Source organism: Priestia sp. YIM B13486, from assembly GCF_042787865.1.
In the GTDB taxonomy this organism is placed as follows: Bacteria; Bacillota; Bacilli; order Bacillales; family Bacillaceae_H; genus Priestia; species Priestia megaterium.
In genome coordinates, this window is record NZ_JBHZOZ010000002.1 from 514,428 (window position 1) to 536,525 (window position 22,098).

Consider the following 22,098-nt stretch of genomic DNA (forward strand, 5'->3'; position numbering starts at 1 on the left):
GAGAACTTATTATGTGCGGCGAGGAATTGCAAGATTATTTAAATCAGGTGCTGGCTTATTTGTTGAAAAATGGCGTGAATAGACAAGACGCCGAAGATATTACGCAAGAAGTAGCATTAAAATATTTAGAAAAACAAGAAATGGTCGATCCTGAAAAAATAAAAGCTTGGATGTTTCGCGTCGCATTAAATAAACGGTGTGATTTAGGAAGGCGTAAAATAGTGAAAGACCGCTATACGTCTTCTTACAAAGAAGAGCCCGTTATGTATACGCCTATTCAGCAGGTGCTTAGAAATGAAGAAGCGGCTGAATGTCAGGCGATTTTAAATAAATTGAATCCTAAGTATCGCAATTTGCTTCTATTAAAATATGGATTTGGATTTAAATATGAAGAAATTGCGGAGTTATTAAATATGCAGATGACTACGTTAAAATCAGCTCTTTACCGCGCGCGCAAATACTTTGTAAAGGGATATAATGAAGTCATTTAATATAAATGAAACAGCAGCAGTTTGTGAAAAAGAACTTCTCACACAAACTACTGCTGTTTTTTTCGTATTTTTCTTCTTTGGACGGCATAGATAATCAAACTGATCGCACAAAAAGCTAAAGTGATCTCAATCACGTCCGTATAAGAAGATGTCGTATTAAAAAAGGAACCGAAAATAAATAAAGCGAGCGTCCAAATAAAACCGAAAGAAAATGAGACTTTAATATAATGCCGATGCTTCATTCCGCTTGCTCCGAGAAAAAAAGGCATCACATGTCGCATTCCTGGTAAAAAGTAGCTTGCAATGATGGCGTGAGATCCATATTCTTGAATCGTTCGCTCGACTTTCATCACATTTTTTTCCCATCGCGGGCGTTTTAATAGCGCAAGCGCCTGAGCTGAAAAAAGACTGGCTATCAAAAACTTAAGATATAAGCTAATCATCATGCCGCTGTAGGTAAGTATAAAAGCTGGAATATACTGAACGGACGGAGATGTAGCCTGACTGCCCGCAAGCATAATATATACCGGGTCAGGAATAGGAGTAAGGTTGGCTCCGACTAAAATGATAAAAAAGAAATATCCGTAGCCTAATTGGTTAATGGCTCCGATAAGCTGATCAATCACGTTTTCTTCCTCCTTTCTTCATTAGAATACGAGAGAGTGACACACAGTGTTCGCTCAAAATAAAAATAAAGTATAGGTACGCACAACTTAGAAAAAAAGAGTTATAATAAATAAGAATGTACGTTCTTCTTTCGGGGATTAATTATACAGAAAGAGGTGATAGTATGAAAATGATGTACCCTAAAAACGGCAAAGTTATTCTTCATATTGATGCCAATGCTTTTTATGCATCTGTTGAAACCGCACATGATCATACGCTCAAAGATAAGCCTCTTGCTATTGCTGGCAATCCAAAGGAACGAAGAGGAATTGTTGTAACCTGTAACTATATTGCTCGTAAACGTGGAGTATATGCGCCAATGCCTCTTTGGGAAGCGAAAAGAAAATGCCCTGAGCTGGTTGTGATAAAACCTAATTTTCCATTATATCGCCAAGTGTCCAAAAACATGTTTGATTATTTAGTAACCATTTCACCTCTTTTAGAGCCTGCTTCCATTGATGAAGGCTATTTGGATATTACAAATTGTGCTGAATTAGGCTCTCCTCTTGACATAGCAAAGTCAATTCAGCAGCATTTAATACAGACGCTGCAAATTCCTGTGTCAATTGGAATCGCGCCGAATAAATTTTTAGCCAAAACGGCAAGTGATATGCAAAAACCTTTAGGGATTACCGTCCTTCGAAAAAGAGATGTCCAAACAGTTCTTTGGCCAAAAGCCGTAGAGGAAATGCACGGAATCGGTAAAAAAACAGCTGAGAAGCTAAATGCGATTAAGATCGTGACCATCGGTGATCTAGCAAAAGCCGCTCCCGGTCTTCTTAAACAAACTCTCGGAGTAAAAGGAGAAGTTATGAAAGAACGAGCATGGGGCCAAGATGATCGACAGGTGAACCCTGATCGCCAATCACAGTTTAAATCTATTGGAAACTCTACGACGCTATCTCAAAATGCAGTAGATGAACATGAAGTTCTCCCTATTTTAAATAAACTATCGCATTCTGTAAGCTCTCGTATGAAAGCGAAAAAAGTTGTAAGCAAAACGATTCAATTAACGATACGATACAGTGATTTTAAAACCATTACTCGAAGCCAAACTATTTCAAAAGCAATTAGCGAGCCAAACGATCTTTTTCATTACAGTGCGGTATTATTTCAAAGCCACTGGAACGGAGAACCGATTCGTTTATTAGGCGTAGCTGCTCTTCAAGTGAGCCACCATCTTCAGGAAGAAGAACAATTAGATTTGTTTACATATGGAGAGCAAGCAAAAAAAGAGCCTTTATACAAAGCGGTCGAAAGTTTGCGTGAAAAATATGGAGATAACATTATTCAAAGCGGTTTAAAAAAACAAAGAGGAAAAAAAGAGAGGTAACTCTCTTTTTTTGTATAAAATAATAGGTTTACACTCATTATAGAAGGGGAAGTACATTACTATCACGGTAATCAAAGTGATTACAAAATGAATTTGATTGCGACTTTTTTGATTGTCTGCAATGAAATTACATAAAATAATCTATGAGGTGATCTTATGTCAGACGTACTATTTACATCTAAAGCAACAGCGGTAGGAGGCCGAGATGGTCGAGTTAAATCAGATGATGGTATTATTGATTTAACCCTTGTAAATCCTTCTCCAAATAACAAAGAAGAAGGAACAAATCCCGAGCAGCTGTTTGCAGCAGGATATTCTGCTTGTTTTGACGGTGCTTTAAATTTAATCGCTAAGAAACAAAAAAAAGACATTGATTCTTCTATTACTGCAGAGGTAAGTCTACTAAAAGACCACACTGACGATGGCTTTAAAATTGGAGTGGTGTTAAACGCTCATATTAAAGGCGTTTCACAAGAAGTAGCTGAGAAGCTAGTAGAAGATGCACATCAATTCTGCCCGTATTCTAAAGCAACGCGTGGGAATGTTAACGTAACGTTAAATACAACGGCTGAGTAAATAAAAAGCGCCTGGATTTTTCTTAAATCCAGGCGCTTTTTATGTGCAATTTTATATGGTCTATTTTTGATTGTACGTATGCAGTGATTGCAATAACTCCTGCAGCGTTTCTTTCAGCTTTTCTAATTCTCCTTGCGACTTATTCGTCATACTAAAAACTTCTTCTGGAATATGACAAGCTTTATCACGTAATTTTTTTCCTTTTTCGGTTAAACTAATAAAAACAACGCGTTCATCTTCATGAGAACGCTGACGAATCACTAATTCTTGATCCTGCATTCTTTTTAGCATAGGAGTAAGGGTGCCTGAATCCAAATACAGAAGTTCGCCCATTTTTTTTACGCTGAGTGTTTCATGTTCCCATAAAACAAGAAGGGCTAAATACTGCGGATAGGTTACTCCTAATTTATCGAGCAGCGGCTTGTACACCTTTGTAATTTCTCGAGACGTGGCGTAAATTGAGAAACAAAGCTGGTTTTCTAGCTGCAGCTGCTTATAAAGTTGTTCCATTCATGTTGCCTCCAGTCTATTGCTTTTTATTTAATTATACACAATTAAATAATGGTGTCCAATAACGTCGGATGAAAAAGTAATCAAGCTGTAAATAAAAAATGGGAATTTTACATATACTAAGAAAAAAAGGGAGCTGTGCACATGTATTTTGCAAAAAAAGCCGTAGAAGAAGAAGTAGATCAAATGATGGATACGACTGTATACGCGTGTCAATCTGAATCATGTAATGGGTGGATGAGAGAAGATTTTGTTACGGTTGATTATAACTGTCCGATGTGCGGAACGGAAATGTCGCAGGAAGTACGCGAGCTGCCGAAAATTAAGTACGATCACCAATTTTATAATAAATAAAAAAAGAAGCAACTGCTTCTTTTTTTATTTTTCACTAAAATTTCATTAAGCTGCGCTAGACTAAAAACCAACATACGATGAAGGTGAGGAATATCAGAATGAATCAAGGGAACTTTTTGAAAGGTTTATTTTGGGGAACCTTATTTAGTATTCCTATTTGGATTTCATTGTTTGGCTGGTTCCGCATTTTATCACATCTTGCATAGTTTTGTTTTATAAACCGTCATACGCACTCTTATCTTTCTATTTCCGCTATAATAAAGGTGATAGAAAAAATAAGGAGCTGTTCTCATGATTCAATATAAAACGGAGCAAATGACGGTTTTTGAAAGCGCGCTGTTTCAAACAACATCTGCAGTCATTGAAACAAAAGACTGTGTCATTGTTGTTGATCCAACGTGGCTTCCTCACGAAATTAATGAAATTAAACAGCATGTTCAAGGGATCTTAAACCACCGCAAACTGTATGTGTTTTTTACTCACGGAGATTTTGATCACGTCATTGGGTATGGGGCTTTCTTAGAATTAAATGCCACCTTTATCGGCAGCAAATTTTTAGAACAACACCCGGACAAAGAAGAAAAAGTTCAAATGATTAAGCAGTTTGATCATGACTATTATATAAAAAGATCCCATGATATTATATTCCCAGAATTAGATATTGTTGTAACCGAAAATGAACAGCATATTACTTTAGGTGAAACATCCATTACCTGTTATTTTGCAAAAGGTCATACAACCGATGGCCTATTTATGATTGTCGATGATTCGATATGGATTGCAGGGGATTATTTATCGGATTTTGAATATCCGTACATATATGAAAGTGTAAATGATTACCGCGACACGCTTGCTATTGCGCGACACATTTTAGCTAAGCACCAAAATCTAACGCTAGTTCCCGGGCACGGGAAAACGACACATCACCGAGCTGAAATTCAAAGACGAGTGGAGATGGCCAGCTCTTATTTAGATGAACTGCAAGCGGCAGTGAAAGAAAACAGTAAAGAAGCGCTCGATAAGCTAAATGATAAACTGGCGTTTCCCTCTGATTTCACCGCACAATGTCATCAAAAAAACGTTGAAATTATGAAAAGAGAACTCCTATCATAGAAACCAACTGTATAGTCATACCGTTAATACTAAAAGTAAGAAACCACATTTTCTATTTCTAGGTAATGGAAAATGTGGTTTTCCTTAGTTCCTTTATTTGTAAATTAAATGAAACTTTTTCCTTTTCTAATCGTTTATATAAATAAGAAATTATTTTATGTATAAAGGAGTATGACAATGGGGAAAAACGGTTGTGTAAAATGCGGACATACAGAAGCAAAAACAAAAGAAATTGCTACAACGGGAACGGGGCTGTCTAGATACTTAGACGTTCAGCACAATCACTTTACAGTGGTATATTGCACGAGCTGCGGGTATTCAGAGCTATATAATAAATCATCTTCAAGAGGCAGCAATATTATTGACTTATTTTTTGGAGGATGAAAATGAGTATCGATCTTATTGAAATTCACAAAGACAGACGCGCTTCCTATTTGAATCTGCTATTAATAGGGGATGAAGACGAAAAAGTGGTGAAGTCGTATATAAATGAAGGTTCCTTACTTACCATTGTGTATGAAAAGAAGGAGATAGGAGTTGTGCAGTGCCTCATCGATGAAGAGAAACGGGCAGTAGAAGTAAAGAATATCGGTTTAAAAGAAGCATACAGAGGAAAAGGAATCGGCAGCAAAGTCATTAAAAAGTTAGAAGTACTGTATAAACGTAATCAATATTCTAAAATGATTGTAGGAACAGCGGACTCCAGCCTTGAAAACATAGCATTTTATAAAAAGGCAGGCTTTTATCAAAGAGGTGTCAAAAAGAATTTCTTTTTGCAGTACGTTCCACCGATTTACGAGAATGGCTTGCAAGCTATCGATATGATTATGTTTGAAAAAAAATTAAAAAGCAGAAGCGACTAACACGCTTCTGCTTTTAGTGATTAATCTAAAATTTGAAGTTTTACCGTTTTGCGTCCCCAATTTAAAGCTGAGCTTTGAGATGCCATAAATAAATCAACGCGAGTACCTTTAATGGCACCGCCAGTATCTCCAGCAATTGCTTCTCCGTAACCTTCTACGTATACGCGAGAACCTAATGGAATCACGCGAGGATCAACTGCAATTACTTTTCGATTAGGATTTGACCTTAGGTCGATGCCTGTAGCAGTGATTCCGCTGCAGCCTGCACAGTAAGCAGTATAAGCTGTTGCTTCAACCGTAATCTCTTTCGAAACCGACTTGCTTTCTTGCACTGGAGCAGGTGCCGGCGTTGAAGTCGACGGTGTTGAAGGAGCAGTAGTCGCTGGCGTTGATGGTTTTGCTTGAGCTGCAGCTTGTCCGCCTACTTGTAGCACTTGATTAATGTAAATCGTATTAGACGATAAGTTATTCCACTGTTTTAATTGAGAAATTGAAATGCCGTGTCGCTGTGCTACGCTCCACATTGTATCTCCAGGCTGAACTTTGTAACTTTTACTGTTGCTAGGAGCCGGGGATGCTTGCGTTTCGTTTGTTTTTTCTTGTACAGGTGCTGAAGGTGATGATGAAACAGTTCCTGTTCCGCTTATTTTTAATACTTGATTCACATAAATTAAATGACTAGATAAGTTATTCCACTCTTTTAGCTGCTGTACAGAAGTACCGTTGTTTTTAGCGATACGATAAAGCGTGTCGCCTGATTTTACTGTATATGTATGGTTTGAAGATGTCGTAGTTGGAGTTGAACTAGATGAAGAGTCAGTAGATGTAGATCCAATTTGTAATGTTTGGTTTGCATAAATTAATGTCGAAGAAAGACCATTCCACTTTTTTAAGTCTTCAACTGTTACATTATGCTGCTGTGAGATGCTGAATAACGTTTCTCCAGCTTTTACTTTATGCGTGTCTGTGTCAGCTGATGCTGCGTCTGCAATTCCAATTGATACTAGAGCTGTGGCCCCTAATGTAAAAATGTGTTTTTTCATCTAATATTTCTCCTTTATTTCCAATAGTTGTATCTTATTCTATCAGCAATATGTAACAAAACCATGACAAAATGGTAGGTTTTATATTACAAGTTTGTAACAATACGTCTAAAGTGATAGAAAAAACACGGTTTTTTTACGATTATGATGAAAAAAGTCTTAATTTGTCTGTAGAGATAGAATAGTAAAAAAGGTGTTCTGCTTTTATAAAAAGGAAAAAGAAAGAAGCTATGCTATATTCAAATGACATGATAAAATAGACAAGTTAGAAATGAACGGATAAAAAGGGAGTTAGACATCTATGGAAAAACGCTCTATCTCTTCATATTTAAAAGCATGGGGGCGCGCACTTTCAATTGAGATTAATTATATGAAGAAACACGGCGGAGAAAAGTATACGGTAGGAAAAGGAGAGTACTTAGGGCAGCAGGAGGATGCGTATCTTTACCGGTTTGAACGCACAGCCGATTTATACCTTTTTGATGGAGCTCAGGTACGCCTTGTCCACCAGCATAAAGAAAGTAAAGGAGAAGTTATCGGAACAGAAGGGTTTGATCTGTACCTTAAAATAGATGCGTTTATTGGACAAGAAGTAGACGAACTCGATATATATAATGAACCATGGGAGTTATTGCAGGCACTCATTGATAGACTCACGGAAGCAAAAGATTACAAGCAAAAAATAGTGAGAATCAAACGTCTTATGAGAGGCGATAGTCCTGTTCGTCATAAGGAGTATACGTCTAAGAACGCTCTTCATGAAGTGTTGCTGCGAGCGCGTTATAACCGTACTACTTATATTTGGGGGCCTCCTGGAACAGGAAAAACATATACGCTGTCCAAAATCGCGGCAAGCTATTACCGGAAATCAAAGCGGATCCTTTTATTATCTCACAGTAATGCAGCGGTGGACGGTTTGCTGCAAGAAACTGCGCGTCAGTTAAAAAAGAAAGGAGCTTGGAAAAAAGGAAAACTCATTCGATACGGAGCAACAAAAAGCAGCGGCTTAGAAAATATAAAAGTAGAAGAAGTCATTGGAGAAGATGATCCGGATTTAGCTCAGGAGATGCGTGATTTACAAGAAGAACGAGTTTACTTAAGCAGGTATCCTAATAGAGCTCACCAGCTTCAGCAAGTTAACAAAAAGATAAACGCCCTTCGTAAGAAGTGGATTGAAGCGGAGAAAAATGTTTTTGATCAAGCGTATATTGTAGGCACTACTTTATCAAAAGCGGCTATTGACCGATTACTTTATCAAAATGAATTTGATATGGTTGTGGTAGACGAAATTAGCATGGCATATGCACCGCAAATTGCTTTTGCAGCTACGTTAGGAAAACGAATTGTTGTATGCGGCGATTTTAAACAGCTTCCCCCGGTATCTCAATCTTCTCATGCTGAAGTGAAGAAGTGGCTGCAGCGAGATTTATTTGAGCAGACGGGTCTTGTAGAGCAAGTAGAAAGCAGTGAGATACACCCGCATCTTTTTATGTTGACGAAGCAAAGAAGAATGCATAAAGATATCTCAGCTTTTACAAATCGCTATATTTACAGCAATCGAGTAGCAGATCATCCATCTGTCACAACAAGTCGAGAAGTAGTAGCAAGCAGCCCGCCGTTTGCTCATGAAGCAGCGCTTATGCTTAACATTGGTCATTTGCATTCTTCCGCTATGCGAGATGCGGCTTCCGGCTCACGCTACAATGTGATAACGGCTGTGTTGGCGGTAAGTTTGATGCTGCGGGCACGCAAAGCTTCTTCGGCTACTCTTGGCTATGTGACTCCTTATAAGTCTCAAGCTAAATTGATCAATGCATTTCTTCAAGATATTGAACCAGCTAGCGGTATAATTGCAGCAACCGTACACAAATTTCAAGGCGCGGAACGAGATATCATGATTTTTGATACGGTCGATACAAAGCCGCAGTCAAAACCAGGTTTACTTTTAACAAATGAAAATAGCGACCGATTGGTAAATGTAGCGGTGACGCGTTCAAAAGGAAAATTTATTATGCTTTCAGACGAGTCGTTTGCCCAGCAGCGTGTACCAAAGGAGCGAGCGTTATGGAAGTTGGTTAACCACTTTAACGAAAATCAAAAAGTATACCAGCCTCAGCAATTTTTAAAAGAAGTCATCCAGCATCCTAAATTGATTTGGTACCATCCATCGAACAGCAGTCAGTTAAAAAAAGACTTATATCAAGCTCGGCAGCAGATTTTATTGTGCATTCCTTATGCATCCCTTATCTCTCAAGAAATACGGGATGTGTTAAATTCGTTTAAAGGTGAAGTGACCGTTCTTACTCGTGAACCAACAGAAGTTCGAATTGACGGCGCTCATGTCATTTCATCTCCTGTTCCGATGTCACTGCTTATCATCGATGAATCCACTATATGGATTAATATGCCTTATGGCGGAAAGAAAGAAGCGTTTATGGCCGCTAGAATTGAGTCAAAGCTAGGCGCTAAACAGCTTATTCGGTCGATTGACTTTACCGAAGATAAAATAAGAAATCAAGAAACGAAAATGTATATAGAAACAAATAAACCACAATATTCTTTGAGCAATTATCTTCGCAGCTGGGATCGCTGTGAATCTTGTCAGCATATGCGAGAAGTAGAGATAACAAAAAAAGGAAAAGTAAGGTTTATTTGCTATTATTGCGGGAAAACAAGTGGGGCAACACGTTTATTAATGGAAAAATATTTAAACTACGTACATGCTGTATGTAAAGCATGCAAGCAGCCGATGAACGTAGATTATGATGGAAATAAAGGCGTCTACGCATGTTGTCCATCGTGCAAAAAGGAAGTTTTGCCTAGAGATTTATTGTAACTTTAAGAAAAGGGCGTGATCTTATCGTTTACTCTCGTAATGTAGCGGCTTTAGCTGATTGTTTGCTAGAAGGAGACGTTCAAAAAAGCTGGCTGCTCATTGCTATATATATAGAAGAAGGTCATTCTTCAACTGACGTATACACGTTTCTGACAGAAGCGATGTATGAGATAGGGAAAAGGTGGCAAGAAAATAAAATTTCAGTCGCGGACGAGCATTTGGCTACTGCAGCCTGTGACTATGTGTTAACTCGTTTTCAGCTTTCTCAGCAGCAATTGCTTCAGCGTAATCGGGTCCTTCTTTTTTGCATTGAAGGAGAAGAGCATTACTTAGGCATTAAAATGATTGCAGGACTTATGAGAGAACATGGATGGGAAGTGAAAAACTTAGGAGCCAATTTGCCGCTACCGTTCGCTTTAAAAAGTATCGAGAAGTGGGACCCTGATGTAGTATGTTTGTCCGTCTCACAAGTGCATTTGCTGCCTGATTTACAAAAATACATTGCTGAGATTGAAAACATGCCGCAAAGTCCTCTTGTATTAGTAGGCAGCAGGCTTCTCAATACGCATGATTTATCGGCTTCAGGATCTTCAAAAACCATATTCATTAATCATATTCAAGCTTTTAAAGACTGGCTTCTAATCAACAATAAAGAAAGTTCGACGCAAGATAAAATGTTAGTAATGGGGGAAGAAATATGATCAGTTTGCCGATTCAACACATTCCGGTTCCAATGTTTTTACTCAATAAAGACAACGAAATAATTGAATTTACACCAAGCGTCACGAAAAATTTCCCGCCTGTTCAGAACTTTTTAGATCTAGTTGATGAAGATAGTCAAGAAAAAGTAAAAAGAGCACTCCAGGGAAAGGAAGAAGTGCAAATCGAAGTAAATATGCGCACGTTTTCTAACCCGGTTGCTCTTTTTGATTTTCATTTTAAGCCTGAAGCCTATCATTCGCTGCACGCTGTTTTCTGCTATCCTATTCACGAGCATATGACGAGTGTTCAATCAACTCTTCAACAGTTTCGATCTATGCTTATGCAAGACTCATCACAAGTAAGCCAAGATTTTTCAGTCAGGGAAACAGATGTAGAAACGGCGAAAAAAATGCAGCTAGTTGATCTTCAGCGTCATTTTCGAGAAATGAAAACAAATGTGCTAACCATTCAAGACCTCTTGAGTATTATCCGCTCCGACGTAATTGAAGCAGGAAAAGGAGAATATATTGAATTGGTCTCTACACATTTGTTTGACATACAAGATTTAATTAATCAGGAGCTTGACTGTTTAAGACAGAAGAACAAAGTACATTAAGAAAGCGGCAATCGAATTTCTACCGTTGTTCCTTTTCCTTCTTCACTATCATACGAAATGCTTCCTTTATGATTACTAATGATTTTGTGACTCACCATCAATCCTAATCCTGTTCCTTTTTCTTTTGTTGTATAGAAAGGCTCGCTAATTCGTGTTAATCGATCTTTCGGCATGCCTTTTCCTTCATCTATCACTTGGACGACTACTTGATTTGTATCTGGATCAAATTTAGATACCACTAGAATAGACCCAGGGTCATCCATCGCTTCAATAGAATTTTTCACCATGTTGATAAATACTTGTTTCATATCTTTTTCAATACAATGAACAACAGGTAATTTTTCTTCAAAATCTGTTGAAATAGTAATATTTTTAAGAATGGCCTGTGTATGCAGCAGCGTACATACGTCTTGAAGAATTAAATTTATCTGTTTATTTTCATATTTTACGACTTCGGGTTTGGCTAGAATGAGCAGTTCGCTAATAATCAGTTCTAAGCGGTTAAATTCGGACATCATGACATCCATATATTCTTTTTTATACGTTTCTTCTTGCATCATAAGCTGTAAAAAGCCCTTTAATGATGTAAGAGGGTTTCGTATTTCATGGGCAATGCCGGCAGCGAGTTGCCCGAGTGCTGACAGCATCTCTGAATTTTTGAGCATCATTTCCGACTGTTTGCGCTGTGAAATATCTTCGCTTAGCCCAATGTAATGGATGATTTCGTCTTGATCATTTTTAACAGGCATTAAGGCTAACTGTTCCCAAACGGTTTCTCCGTCTTCTTGAACGTAGGAAATTTCTCCGTTCCATTTTTCTCCTCTATATACTTCATTCCAAATCTTAGGGAACCTTTTAACCCCCAACTTTTTTGTATATAAGTCATAGATGTGCAGCCCAAATACTTCTTGCGGCGCATGCTTTTGCTCCATGAACTTTTGATTAATGTACTTAATTTTACCTTGATGATCGGTAATGAAAATGCCCGTAGGACTGTGAGCTACTGCAAAGGATGTAATAGCCAATTCTTCATTTGATCGTTTAATTTCTGTAATATTAATAAACGTAATAACTACACCGTTAATTAAATTCTCATTTGTACGATAAGGCATCATTTTCATGCTGTACCATTGGTTATCGTAGCTTTGAATTTCTTTTTGAAGGGTATTATTTGTTCTTAAAACGTGCATTGCGTCCTCGATTAGATGGTCATATCTAAAGTTATGCGAAATATGAAAGAAAGGTCTTCCGATATCTTGATGAAGAACGTTGATCACTGTTTTCGTTTCCGGCGTAAATAATTTAATATTCAGCTGCTCGTCTAAAAAGATAGTAGCAATAGTTGTACTGATTAATAAATTATCAATATCGTTATTTAAGTCCGTTAATTCTTCAATCTTTCGCTCGTACTGATTGTTAACACTAATTAACTCTTCATTAACAGACTGCAGTTCTTCATTTGTGGACTGCAGCTCTTCGTTAGAAGCAATCAGTTCTTCATTCGTGGACTTTAGCTCCTCATTTGCTGTTTCTAGCTCTTCAATCGTCGTTTGCAAATGCTGCTGCGTGTAATGAAGCTCTTGCTCTAAATCTACTACAAGCTCACTAATCGAGCTGGTTTTATTAAGAAACATGGGCTTTTCCTTATCAATAATGGCACCATCTGTCTGTTCATCAAACATAAGTAAGTAAAGAGAGTGATTTGTTGGAAGGGCAGATATCGTAATATTAAAACGGCGCTGCACGTTGTTTATGACAAACTCAATGTGCTGACAGCATACGCTCATACCTTGCTCTTTTACGCGTTTAATAGCTGCTCCAATGGCTAAAGAGACGTGAACTGGAACCATTTTGAAAATTGTATAATTAATTTTCCCTACAGGAACGTTAATAAGCTGAGTCGCTTCTTTTGAACAAAATATCACTTCGTTGTATTCATTTAATACAAGACAAGGGCTCATAAAGTGATCAATCATTGACTGATACATCTCATCTAATTTAAGCGAAGGAAGAGGCTTATAAAGCTGACTTGGCAGCGGCACGCTAGAAAAATCACCTTCATGCGAGTTGGATTTTGAAAGATTAAAAGCTCCCGTAATTTGTCGGCTGGGCTGTCCGGAACGCTTAAATATTTTCCACTTACTGTTGATAGGGCGGAACAAATCAGACAAATTTCCCGTTGTTTCACTAGGGCCTAAAAAAAGTACGCCTTCTTCTGTCAAAGAGAAATGAAAAAGAGACAGAATGCGCTGCTGCAGTTCAGCTTGGAAGTAAATCATCATATTTCGACAGCTAATTAAATCAACGTTTACAAAAGGCGAGTCTTTTCCTATATTATGGGGAGCAAAAACAATCATTTTGCGAATTGTTTTTTTAACTTGATAACTCCCGTGTTTTGTTTGCTCAAAATATTCATTAATCTGAGCTGCTGAGAAGGAATGAACTTCCGCTTCTTCATAAATACCTTGACTAGCTCTTTTGATTGCATGACGATCGATGTCCGTAGCAAAGATTCGGACATCGAAATAACGGTTGATTGTTGATAAATGGTCATGAAGCAAAATAGCTAATGTATATGCTTCTTGACCAGTAGAACAACCTGCTACCCAGATGCGGATTTCATCCTCTTGACTATGAATCTTTCTTTCAACTAATTGTGGGATGACTTGTTCTTCAATAATAGAGAATGCTTCTTTATCTCTAAGAAATTGTGTCACTCCAATCAGCAAGTCTCGCTGCAGTTCGACGATTTCTTCGGCTTCTTTACATAGATAATCCCGGTATTCTTCCATCGTTTGAGAGGGCGGATCGAGTAAAGCCATTCTCTTTTCAAGTCGTCGCAGCACCGTGTTTTTTTTGTACATAGAGAAGTCGATGCCTGTTTTCTTCTTTATTAATGAATAAATGTATTGCAGCGTTTCTTCATTATATGTAAATTCAGTTTGGCTGACATGCGTTTGCACAAGGTCAGGCATATCAGCAGGAGAAAGAATATAATCAGCAAGGTGTGCATCAATAGCGCTTAGGGGCATATCCCTGTACTTTGCTGTGCTTTCATCTTGTACAAGTACAGTTCCGCCATACTCTCGTATCGTTTTTGCTCCTCCTGTTCCATCATTTCCTTTTCCCGATAAAATAATGGCTGTGCACCGGTGTTTTTTTGAAGCGGCCAGAGAATGAAAAAAGGCGTCAATCGGATACTTTACCTGATCATTTTCTTCATAGGGACGAAGGCGAAGAGTATGATCCACAACGGTTACATAATGATGGGGAGGATTTAAATAAATTGTGTCTTCTTGTAAAGTCATCCCGTCTTGTGTCAGTTTGATATTCATTCCTGTTTTTTTTGCTAAAAGTTCTGGCATAAAACTTTTATATTTAGAGGAAAGGTGCTGCACAATAATAAACGCCATTCCATTTGGTGAAGGCATATTAGCGAAAAACTGCTCAATAGCTTCTAACCCTCCGGCAGAAGCGCCAATTCCCACAACGTGTAAATCCTGTTTCTCTATTCCTTCTGAAGACGATGGAACTGTAGAAAACGAGTTGTTCCTCATAATAGAACCTCCAATAATGTTTAGACACTTCCTAGATTGTATGTCGTTTTGTTTATTTTAATGTCGACAGCACAGCGTGGTTTATAACAAAAGTAAATTTTTTTAAAAAAACCAAGATGCTGGTACATAGGTTCATTTTAGCAAACCTATTATATTGTTCAAATAACGTTTTCAAAATTCCTCTATTTTTTGCAAAAAAATTTTAAAGTCCAAACTATATAGTATGCCCCGATTTTCTTTATATAAACGTATTTTTATAAAAAAAATCGTTTTTTTTTTGCAGAAAAAAATATTTAAAAAATTTTGTTTACGCTTACATATGCATAAGGTTATACGCTCAAGGAGGAAAAAAACGGTTAAATTCAACTTGACACTCTTTTTCAGCATGTTACTATAGGAACCGTTGAAAGAAACGAGAACAAAAATACGAACAAATGACAGGGGAGATTTGATGGATCAAAAACAAAAAGTTGCTTTTTTAGGTGCTGGATCAATGGCCGAAGCGATGATTTCTGGTATGGTCAATGCAAAGAAATTACCTGCTGAAAATATTATCGTAACAAACCGAAGCAATGATGCGCGACTGCACGAACTTGAAAATAGATATGGTATCACAGCAGTAAAGCGCAGCGAGCTGAAAACAGATGACATCGACGTTTTTATTCTAGCGATGAAGCCAAAAGGCGCTGAAGAGGCATTAAACGAATTAAAGCCTCAGATCAACAAAGACCAGCTTGTCCTATCTGTTCTTGCAGGGATTTCGTCTTCATACATGGAAGAGTTACTGCATGATGAACAGCAGGTCATCCGAGTGATGCCGAATACATCAAGTATGATTCAACAATCAGCAACGGCTATATCTCCAGGTCAATATGCTGCAATGGATGCTGTGCTAACAGCAAAAGAGCTGCTTTCTGCAATCGGAAAAGTATACGTGATTGATGAACCGCAAATGGACATTTTCACAGGAATTGCCGGAAGTGGACCCGCTTATTTTTATTTCCTTATGGAGCATATCGAAAAAGCAGCTAAAGAAGAAGGTCTCGATCCTGAGCTAGCACGTGAAATTGGCGCCCAAACCATTTACGGTGCAGCAAGAATGATGATGGAAAGAGATGAAACGCCGACGGAGCTTCGTGAAAATGTGACGTCTCCAAACGGTACAACAGCAGCTGGTTTAGACGCCTTAGCTAAACACGGCGGCGGAGAAGCAATGATGCAAGCAGTCAAAGGAGCATCAAAGCGTTCAAAAGAAATGAGTGCTCAACTACAAAAAGTGGCAAGTACTAATTAATTCGTCACTTATCTTCTTCGTGAATTCCTCACCACAAAAAAATAATCATAAACAAGAAAACATACAGAACACACTAGGAGTGATTTGATGAGTCCCGACAATAAGAAGCGGGTTGTAATTAAAATTGGAAGTAGTTCATTAACAAGTTCACACGGTGAAATCAGCAGACGGAAGCTCGAGCGCCTTGTGGACCAAGTCGTAGACTTAAAAGATAGCGGTCATGAAGTGCTATTAGTTTCATCAGGAGCTGTAGCTGCAGGGTACCGCAAGCTTGGCTGCTTAGAGCGACCTAGCTCTTTACCTGAAAAACAAGCAGCTGCCTCAATCGGTCAAGGACTGTTAATGGAGGCTTATTCAGAACTGTTTCTATCCCATGGATACGTTGCTTCTCAAATCTTAATCACGAGAGACGATTTTTCAGACGAAAATCGTTACAACAATGCACGAAATACAATTAACGTTCTGTTAGAACGCGGCATTGTGCCAATTGTCAATGAAAACGATACGGTAACCATCAATCGATTAAAATTTGGCGATAATGATACACTTTCAGCTAAAGTTGCTGGACTAGTGGATTCCGACCTGCTTATTATTTTATCGGATATCGATGGCTTATACAGCGCGGATCCTCGCCAGGATCCAAATGCAAAATTAGTTCCTCACGTAGGAGAAATTACGCAAGAAATCGAAGAATCTGCAGGAGATTCAGGAAGTTCAGTTGGAACAGGCGGTATGCGCTCGAAAATTGACGCGTTCAAAATCGCTATGGCGTCAGGAATTCCAGCATTTTTAGGAAGAGCCGGCGTGCCAAACATCTTAACACAAGCGGTTGATGGAGATGCAACAGGAACGTATTTTGAATCTGAAGATGATTCTGCGAACCTTAATCAGAAAAAACAGTGGATTGCGTTTAACTCTGGTCCTGAAGGGGAAATAGTAGTCGAAGATGCCGCGAAACGTGCAATTATTGAAGATAAAGAGCCTTTACTTCGCGAGCACGTTAAATATATTAAAGGCCACTTTAGTGAACGAGCAGTTGTACGTATTCTAGATAAAGACGAAAATGAGCTGGCTCTTGGTGTGACAAATTATTCATCTGATGAACTTGCAATGAATGAGCCAATTGATCAACCGATTGTAGACAGCGAAGGTCTGGTGTGTCACTTAGAAATTCCAGTACCGGTCGGTTTGTAAGCAAACATGCTGTAAAGAAAAGGAGCCCTTCCTTTTCTTTGCATGATTGCATTTACCTCTTATGCCTCACACTTTAAAATCAAACAAAACTAAAACGAATCCAGGAGTGATTTGGTGTTACAAACAAATGAAAAGTATTCAGTAGAAGAACAAGCTATTTCAGCAAAAAAAGCAGCTAAGCAATTAAGTTTACTGACAACAGAACAAAAAAATGATGCACTGTTAACGATTGCTTCTACACTTGAAAGCAACACGGAGTATATTTTAAAAGCAAATGAAGTAGACTTAAAAAACGGGAAAGAAAAAGGTTTTGATGAAGCACTGATGGACCGCCTTGCTCTTTCAGCGGAACGTGTAAAAGAATTTGCCAACGGCCTTCGTGAAGTTGCTGAGTTAGATGATCCAACAGGAGATATTTTATCAAGCTGGACATTGGATAACGGTCTAGATGTAAAGCAAGTACGCGTGCCTCTTGGCGTTATCGGAATGATTTATGAAGCCCGTCCAAACGTAACGGTAGATGCAACAGGGCTAGCGTTGAAATCTGGAAATGCCATTGTGTTAAAAGGCGGTTCTTCAGCTGTTTCATCTAACCAAGCTATCGTGGACATTATTCATAAAGCTCTTGATGAAACGCCAATCCCTAAAGAAGCGGTACAGTTTATTTCAAGTACAGATCGTGCGGCTACGCAAGAATTATTTACAATGAAAGAACATATTGACGTGCTAATTCCACGCGGAGGGGCCTCATTGATTCAAGCGGTCGTCAATAACGCAACGGTTCCCGTGTTAGAAACGGGAGTTGGAAACTGCCATATTTACATCGATGAACAAGCTGACGTTAAGAAGGCCATTCCAATTTTGATTAATGCAAAAACAGATCGACCAGCGGTGTGTAACGCAGCAGAAACGGTTCTTGTACACAAGAACTGGCTCGATTCTCATAAAGATGAATTGATTCAAGCATTCAACGATCATAATATTGAAGTATATGGTGACAAAGCGACAGTAGGTGAAATTCCTGGAGCAAAACCAGCGGCTGAAAAAGACTGGGCTGAAGAGTATTTGCGCTTAGCGATCGCGATGAAAGTAGTAGAGAGTGTGGATGAAGCGATTGATCACATCGAAACATATGGAACAAAACACTCTGAAGCGATCATTTCAGAAGATGAACAAGCCGTTTCACGCTTCATGTCTTTAGTGGATGCAGCCGCACTGTATCATAATGCATCTACGCGTTTTACTGACGGAGGAGCTTTAGGATTTGGAGCTGAAATTGGAATCTCAACTCAAAAGCTTCATGCACGCGGTCCAATGGGACTTCCTGCGCTTACGACAATTAAATATATTATGAGTGGAAACGGACAAACTCGATAAGAAATGAAAAGCGAGCCTAATCATGTGCTCGCTTTTTTTTATGAAAAGCAAAACAAGTAAATGGAAGCTGATTTGTAAAAAATTATAAACTCTGTTATAATAGTAAAATATATAATTTTTGTGATCTTCATTTTTGTTCTTTTCAGACTATCCCGTTGTTTTAAAAAAAGCAACTGCTATCTGCTTTGTTATAACTTCATTTTTATTTTAGTCTTTCAAGACGCCGTATGTATTCCTCAAAGATTGATTTACGGATGTATAGTATCACTTTATCTTGCACCATTTACCACATTTACACGCTAAGTTAATCTTCATTTATTATCCACTTAAAAAGTACTGTTTAAAGGAGACGATGTGTATGTATAATCGTAAAAATTTAGAGCCGGCTGTTATTGAAGAAACAAAAGTTTGGGAATGTACATCAGATACGTGTAATTGCTGGGTTCGAGATAACTTTAAAAGCGGAGATCAGCCAACTTGTCCAATTTGCAAAAGCGAAATGAAGCAAGCTGTAAAAGAACTGCAGGTTATTCATAATCCTAGAGTCATTGATTAATAATTTTTAGGAAGACGTTTTTGAAAGGGGTTTGTGGATGTTTCTAGGAATTGATCATGTTCAGCTTCTTGGTCCAGAAGGATGCGAGCAAGAAGCAAGAAATTTTTATGAAAATCTTTTAGGAATGAAAACTGTTCTTAAACCGGAAAATTTAAGGCACAGAGGCGGCATATGGTTTCAATGTGGGACTCAAGAAGTGCATATCAGTATTCAAGAAGACTACATACCTGCTAAAAAAGCGCATCCAGCTTTTGTCGTGGAAGATATCAAGACGCTTAGACGTAAGTTGGTACGCGGGGGCTGCGTTCTTTCTGAAGAAGAGCCTATTGCAGGGAGAGAGCGTTTTTTTGTTCACGACCCGTTCGGAAATCGATTAGAATTTTTACAATATGACAAATAAAAGACCTCCAAGCGGAGGTCTTTTATTTTAGGGCGTTATCTAAATACGTATATACCGTTTCTTTGCTAACTAATACTTTATTTTCTCTGTCTTTATCTTTTTGCCACTTTTCCCGCGCTTTTGCTAATACTTCTTCGGCTTCCTCTTTGGGAATGACAATGACTCCACCATCGTCACCTGCAATAAAATCGCCAGGATGAATTTTTACGCCCCCGCAGGAAATGGTTTCATTTACTATTCCTTTATTTTTTTTGCTGCTTGCTGCGATCGTAGAGCCCTTACAAAATACGGGGAAATTGAGTTTTTCAATATCTTCTTGATCTCGTATAACACCATCTAGCACAATACCGCTTATTCCAACAAGCTTCGCCATGGCTACTACGAAATCTCCTGCTAAGGCACGGTTACAGTAGCTTTTTCCATTAATGACGAGCACGCTTCCGGGCTCCGCTAATCGAATCGCTTCAAGCACTGAGTAATTATTACCAGCAGGCGTATCTACAGTAAGAGCCGGTCCAAATAGTTTGTAATGACGCTGCAACGGCTTAATAGAAAAGTCTAAGTGATTTGCACCTTCCATTGCATCTGATAAATTTGCTGTTGATAATGGGAACTGTTCATTCAACATCGTATCTCTCCTTTTTAACTTTAGTCTATCTATACATATTCATATAAGAGAAAGCTCTTATTTATGAAAGGGCAAGTATATAATATGAAGTATTGAAGACGAATTAACTACAAACGTGCAATGTTAGAAGCTTTCAGAGACAAATTTCATCCATTCACTAAATCTTTTTCCTGTATGTTATTCGTCATATAAGTATATAGATCCTTTATTGTTACTGTTTGAATGTCTCTATTACCAAGAATTTCTTGAATCTTTTTAAACTTCAATCAAGAGGGAAGTAGTTGTGGGACGTAAAGAATGGAGTGTAACAATTGTATTCCAGGATGTTTTTTGTACGGGTTTTAATAGGGAAAGAACAGAATTTCTTCTGGGAAATCTAAGAATGGAGCAGAGAAATTTTGATCATAATGAAAGGAGAGTTAGTTATTTAGGAGATGACAAGATGATTTATATTTATAACTGCTACGGAGGCACACATTCATCAGCATTGGCAGCTGCTTACCATCTGAAAAAGCTCCCTGCTAATAGAGAACCAACTGATAAAGAAATATTAAATATTGATGTTTTTAATAAATTGACTTCTAAGGATATGGGGAAGTTAATTTTTCATGGATATGATGAAGAAAAAAATGAAGTATATACATTAGGGAGAGGGTCTTCAAAAGTAGTAGTTCCTGCTATGTATGAGTTAGCCAATTTGCTAAATAAAAAAGGAGAATTACAAACGAAAATACTTTTTTCCAATACATCTCCCACCGTACCCTTATCTATGACACTAGGAGGTTTGTTTTCAAGAAGGTTAAAGATTAATGTAATAGGTGTTCCTTTATTAATTATTAATAATAGGTGCTAAGCAGGCCCATAAAGACATTATTAAATTAGTGGAGCAAACAAAGAATTCTGCAAAAGTCACTACCTCAAAAATAGAAATTTTAGATAATGTTTTCGGCGAAGTGTAAAATAAGCTATATATAATAAAGATGAAGGACCTTTGTTAGTTTTATGAATGCCTTTGATTTATACTTAACTGATGTTATATAAGCACGAAATACGTACAAATGTTTAATCCTGTGAACATTTGATGGAGCTTGATGCATTTTTATATAAAAAAGTGAAACCTTTTGGTATGATGAAACGTAGGAACATATATGGAAATCATATATGAAAAAACATATGTGACGTTAGTCATTTAGTGGAGGGAAAACAATGGTAAAAAAATTATTGGCCGCATTTATCGCATTAGCGGTTGTGTTTTCACCAGTCGGTGGATCACTTATTCATGACGGTTCAAACGTAGCAAGCGCAAAAGGGTATAAGTCAGGAAAGCGCTCTTTTGACAGCGGAAGCAATAACCAATCAAGCTTATTTAAAAACAATAACAATAATTCAGTTAAGCAAAACAATACGTCTAAAAACTCATCATCTAAAAGTACAGCGGCTAGCTCAAAGCGCGGCGGCTTAATGAAAGGTCTTTTAATGGGAGGAATTGCGGGCTTATTATTCGGAAGCTTACTATCAAGCTTAGGACCATTAGGACCAATTTTAGGCTTTATGGTAAACATGCTCGTGATTGTAGCTTTAATTCTTCTTGTAGTAAAGTTATTCCAAAGCGTACGTAGCAACAAGCGTAAAAATGAGGAAGTGAAATCTTGGAGACAATAAAAATTTCTGAACAAGATATTATCAATGCGATGTGTTTGTATATCGCAGAAAAGAAACAAGTTCAGCCTCAAGAAGTAGAGATTGAGCTAATGTATGATGATGACTACGGTTTTTCAGCAGAGTCATACGTGCATGATCGTAAGCAGGTTCATATTACTTTGAACATTATTGAAGCCCTGCGCTTTTGGCTGGATACGGAAATGAACGTAGACCCATACGCAGCAGGACTAGAACTGGAATTAGACGATGAAGAAGGCATTATCGCTTTTGCAAAATTAAGTCGATAAAGAAGCCTTCAATGCAAAACCCGCTCAAGTGAGCGGGTTT

At 38.0% G+C, this 22,098-nt stretch carries 22 protein-coding genes and 1 pseudogene; 18 read left to right on the forward strand and 5 right to left on the reverse strand.

Translation table 11 applies throughout. The annotated features are described in order from the left end of the window. Window positions 1-11: 11 nt before the first annotated feature. Window positions 12-491 carry an RNA polymerase sigma factor gene (locus tag ACFX4G_RS06760; RefSeq protein ID WP_013056972.1) on the forward strand — a complete coding sequence of 160 codons (480 nt, stop codon included), beginning with the start codon at window positions 12-14 and terminating at the stop codon, window positions 489-491. Between the two features lie 47 nt (window positions 492-538). Here ACFX4G_RS06760 and ACFX4G_RS06765 read toward each other — a convergent pair whose 3' ends face one another. Then, window positions 539-1,117, reverse strand: coding sequence for a DedA family protein (locus ACFX4G_RS06765; protein WP_013056973.1), 579 nt, complete (start codon window positions 1,115-1,117; stop codon window positions 539-541). Between the two features lie 164 nt (window positions 1,118-1,281). Here ACFX4G_RS06765 and ACFX4G_RS06770 point away from each other — a divergent pair, with 164 nt between their 5' ends. Together ACFX4G_RS06770 and ACFX4G_RS06775 are read left to right on the forward strand one after the other, a co-directional pair. Then, a complete protein-coding gene (locus ACFX4G_RS06770) occupies window positions 1,282-2,490 on the forward strand; it encodes a DNA polymerase IV (RefSeq protein WP_097823461.1) in 1,209 nt (402 codons plus the stop codon). Between the two features lie 156 nt (window positions 2,491-2,646). Next, window positions 2,647-3,066, forward strand: a complete 420-nt coding sequence (locus ACFX4G_RS06775; RefSeq protein WP_013056975.1) for an organic hydroperoxide resistance protein — start codon at window positions 2,647-2,649, stop codon at window positions 3,064-3,066. Between the two features lie 60 nt (window positions 3,067-3,126). Here ACFX4G_RS06775 and ACFX4G_RS06780 read toward each other — a convergent pair whose 3' ends face one another. Then, on the reverse strand, window positions 3,127-3,576 hold the full coding sequence (locus ACFX4G_RS06780) for a MarR family winged helix-turn-helix transcriptional regulator (protein WP_013083086.1): 450 nt from the start codon (window positions 3,574-3,576) through the stop codon (window positions 3,127-3,129). Between the two features lie 144 nt (window positions 3,577-3,720). Between ACFX4G_RS06780 and ACFX4G_RS06785 the strand changes: the two genes are divergently transcribed. The 4 genes from ACFX4G_RS06785 (at window position 3,721) to ACFX4G_RS06800 (ending at window position 5,906) form a co-directional block, all read left to right on the forward strand. Beyond that, entirely contained in the window at window positions 3,721-3,930 is a 210-nt protein-coding gene (locus ACFX4G_RS06785; protein ID WP_013056977.1) for a cold-shock protein, read from the forward strand. A gap of 291 nt (window positions 3,931-4,221) precedes the next feature. Beyond that, complete coding sequence (locus ACFX4G_RS06790) at window positions 4,222-5,043, forward strand: MBL fold metallo-hydrolase (RefSeq protein ID WP_377573478.1); 822 nt, start codon at window positions 4,222-4,224, stop codon at window positions 5,041-5,043. Window positions 5,044-5,220: 177 nt separating this feature from the next. Beyond that, window positions 5,221-5,427 (forward strand): zinc ribbon domain-containing protein, encoded by a 207-nt coding sequence (locus tag ACFX4G_RS06795; protein WP_045290305.1) that lies wholly within the window; start codon window positions 5,221-5,223, stop codon window positions 5,425-5,427. A gap of 2 nt (window positions 5,428-5,429) precedes the next feature. After that, on the forward strand, window positions 5,430-5,906 hold the full coding sequence (locus tag ACFX4G_RS06800; RefSeq protein ID WP_377573482.1) for a GNAT family N-acetyltransferase: 477 nt from the start codon (window positions 5,430-5,432) through the stop codon (window positions 5,904-5,906). A 20-nt stretch (window positions 5,907-5,926) separates the two neighbouring features. On the opposite strand, the gene ACFX4G_RS06805 is transcribed toward ACFX4G_RS06800, so the two are convergent. Further along, window positions 5,927-6,949, reverse strand: coding sequence for a LysM peptidoglycan-binding and 3D domain-containing protein (locus ACFX4G_RS06805; protein WP_097823457.1), 1,023 nt, complete (start codon window positions 6,947-6,949; stop codon window positions 5,927-5,929). 301 nt (window positions 6,950-7,250) lie between these two features. On the opposite strand from ACFX4G_RS06805, the gene ACFX4G_RS06810 reads away from it, so the two are divergent. Genes ACFX4G_RS06810 through ACFX4G_RS06820 form a run of 3 tightly spaced genes read left to right on the forward strand, consistent with a single transcriptional unit; the run spans window position 7,251 to window position 11,103 of the window. Then, the gene (locus tag ACFX4G_RS06810) at window positions 7,251-9,785 is read left to right on the forward strand and encodes an AAA domain-containing protein (RefSeq protein WP_377573485.1); all 2,535 of its coding nucleotides are present in this window, start codon (window positions 7,251-7,253) and stop codon (window positions 9,783-9,785) included. 23 nt (window positions 9,786-9,808) lie between these two features. Further along, window positions 9,809-10,486 carry a cobalamin B12-binding domain-containing protein gene (locus tag ACFX4G_RS06815; RefSeq protein ID WP_377573813.1) on the forward strand — a complete coding sequence of 226 codons (678 nt, stop codon included), beginning with the start codon at window positions 9,809-9,811 and terminating at the stop codon, window positions 10,484-10,486. Next, window positions 10,483-11,103 carry a hypothetical protein gene (locus ACFX4G_RS06820; RefSeq protein WP_095379697.1) on the forward strand — a complete coding sequence of 207 codons (621 nt, stop codon included), beginning with the start codon at window positions 10,483-10,485 and terminating at the stop codon, window positions 11,101-11,103. Before ACFX4G_RS06815 ends, ACFX4G_RS06820 begins: the two co-directional genes overlap by 4 nt. Here ACFX4G_RS06820 and ACFX4G_RS06825 read toward each other — a convergent pair. After that, complete coding sequence (locus ACFX4G_RS06825; RefSeq protein WP_377573489.1) at window positions 11,100-14,660, reverse strand: CheR family methyltransferase; 3,561 nt, start codon at window positions 14,658-14,660, stop codon at window positions 11,100-11,102. The genes ACFX4G_RS06820 and ACFX4G_RS06825 overlap by 4 nt on opposite strands. A 451-nt stretch (window positions 14,661-15,111) precedes the next feature. On the opposite strand from ACFX4G_RS06825, the gene proC reads away from it, so the two are divergent. The 5 genes from proC to ACFX4G_RS06850 all read left to right on the forward strand — a co-directional run bounded on the left by proC (window position 15,112) and on the right by ACFX4G_RS06850 (window position 19,481). Next, window positions 15,112-15,954, forward strand: coding sequence for a pyrroline-5-carboxylate reductase (proC, locus tag ACFX4G_RS06830; RefSeq protein WP_013056987.1), 843 nt, complete (start codon window positions 15,112-15,114; stop codon window positions 15,952-15,954). An 87-nt stretch (window positions 15,955-16,041) separates the two neighbouring features. Continuing rightward, complete coding sequence (proB, locus tag ACFX4G_RS06835; protein ID WP_097823454.1) at window positions 16,042-17,148, forward strand: glutamate 5-kinase; 1,107 nt, start codon at window positions 16,042-16,044, stop codon at window positions 17,146-17,148. A gap of 114 nt (window positions 17,149-17,262) precedes the next feature. Continuing rightward, window positions 17,263-18,525: a glutamate-5-semialdehyde dehydrogenase gene (locus ACFX4G_RS06840; protein WP_097823453.1), complete on the forward strand. Its 1,263-nt coding sequence runs from the start codon at window positions 17,263-17,265 to the stop codon at window positions 18,523-18,525. A 358-nt stretch (window positions 18,526-18,883) separates the two neighbouring features. Next, window positions 18,884-19,081, forward strand: a complete 198-nt coding sequence (locus tag ACFX4G_RS06845) for a cold-shock protein (protein WP_013056990.1) — start codon at window positions 18,884-18,886, stop codon at window positions 19,079-19,081. Window positions 19,082-19,118: 37 nt separating this feature from the next. Next, complete coding sequence (locus ACFX4G_RS06850) at window positions 19,119-19,481, forward strand: VOC family protein (protein ID WP_097823452.1); 363 nt, start codon at window positions 19,119-19,121, stop codon at window positions 19,479-19,481. Between the two features lie 22 nt (window positions 19,482-19,503). Here the strand turns inward: ACFX4G_RS06850 and ACFX4G_RS06855 are convergent, their stop codons facing one another. After that, a complete protein-coding gene (locus tag ACFX4G_RS06855) occupies window positions 19,504-20,109 on the reverse strand; it encodes an RraA family protein (RefSeq protein ID WP_377573494.1) in 606 nt (201 codons plus the stop codon). 442 nt (window positions 20,110-20,551) lie between these two features. Here ACFX4G_RS06855 and ACFX4G_RS06860 point away from each other — a divergent pair. From ACFX4G_RS06860 to ACFX4G_RS06870, 3 genes and pseudogenes are all read left to right on the forward strand, one after another. Continuing rightward, window positions 20,552-21,068 (forward strand): annotated as a pseudogene (locus tag ACFX4G_RS06860) (DUF3189 family protein). 247 nt (window positions 21,069-21,315) lie between these two features. Then, window positions 21,316-21,771: a hypothetical protein gene (locus ACFX4G_RS06865; RefSeq protein WP_043982395.1), complete on the forward strand. Its 456-nt coding sequence runs from the start codon at window positions 21,316-21,318 to the stop codon at window positions 21,769-21,771. Beyond that, window positions 21,759-22,058 carry a YxcD family protein gene (locus ACFX4G_RS06870; protein ID WP_013056994.1) on the forward strand — a complete coding sequence of 100 codons (300 nt, stop codon included), beginning with the start codon at window positions 21,759-21,761 and terminating at the stop codon, window positions 22,056-22,058. Before ACFX4G_RS06865 ends, ACFX4G_RS06870 begins: the two co-directional genes overlap by 13 nt. Window positions 22,059-22,098: the final 40 nt, after the last annotated feature.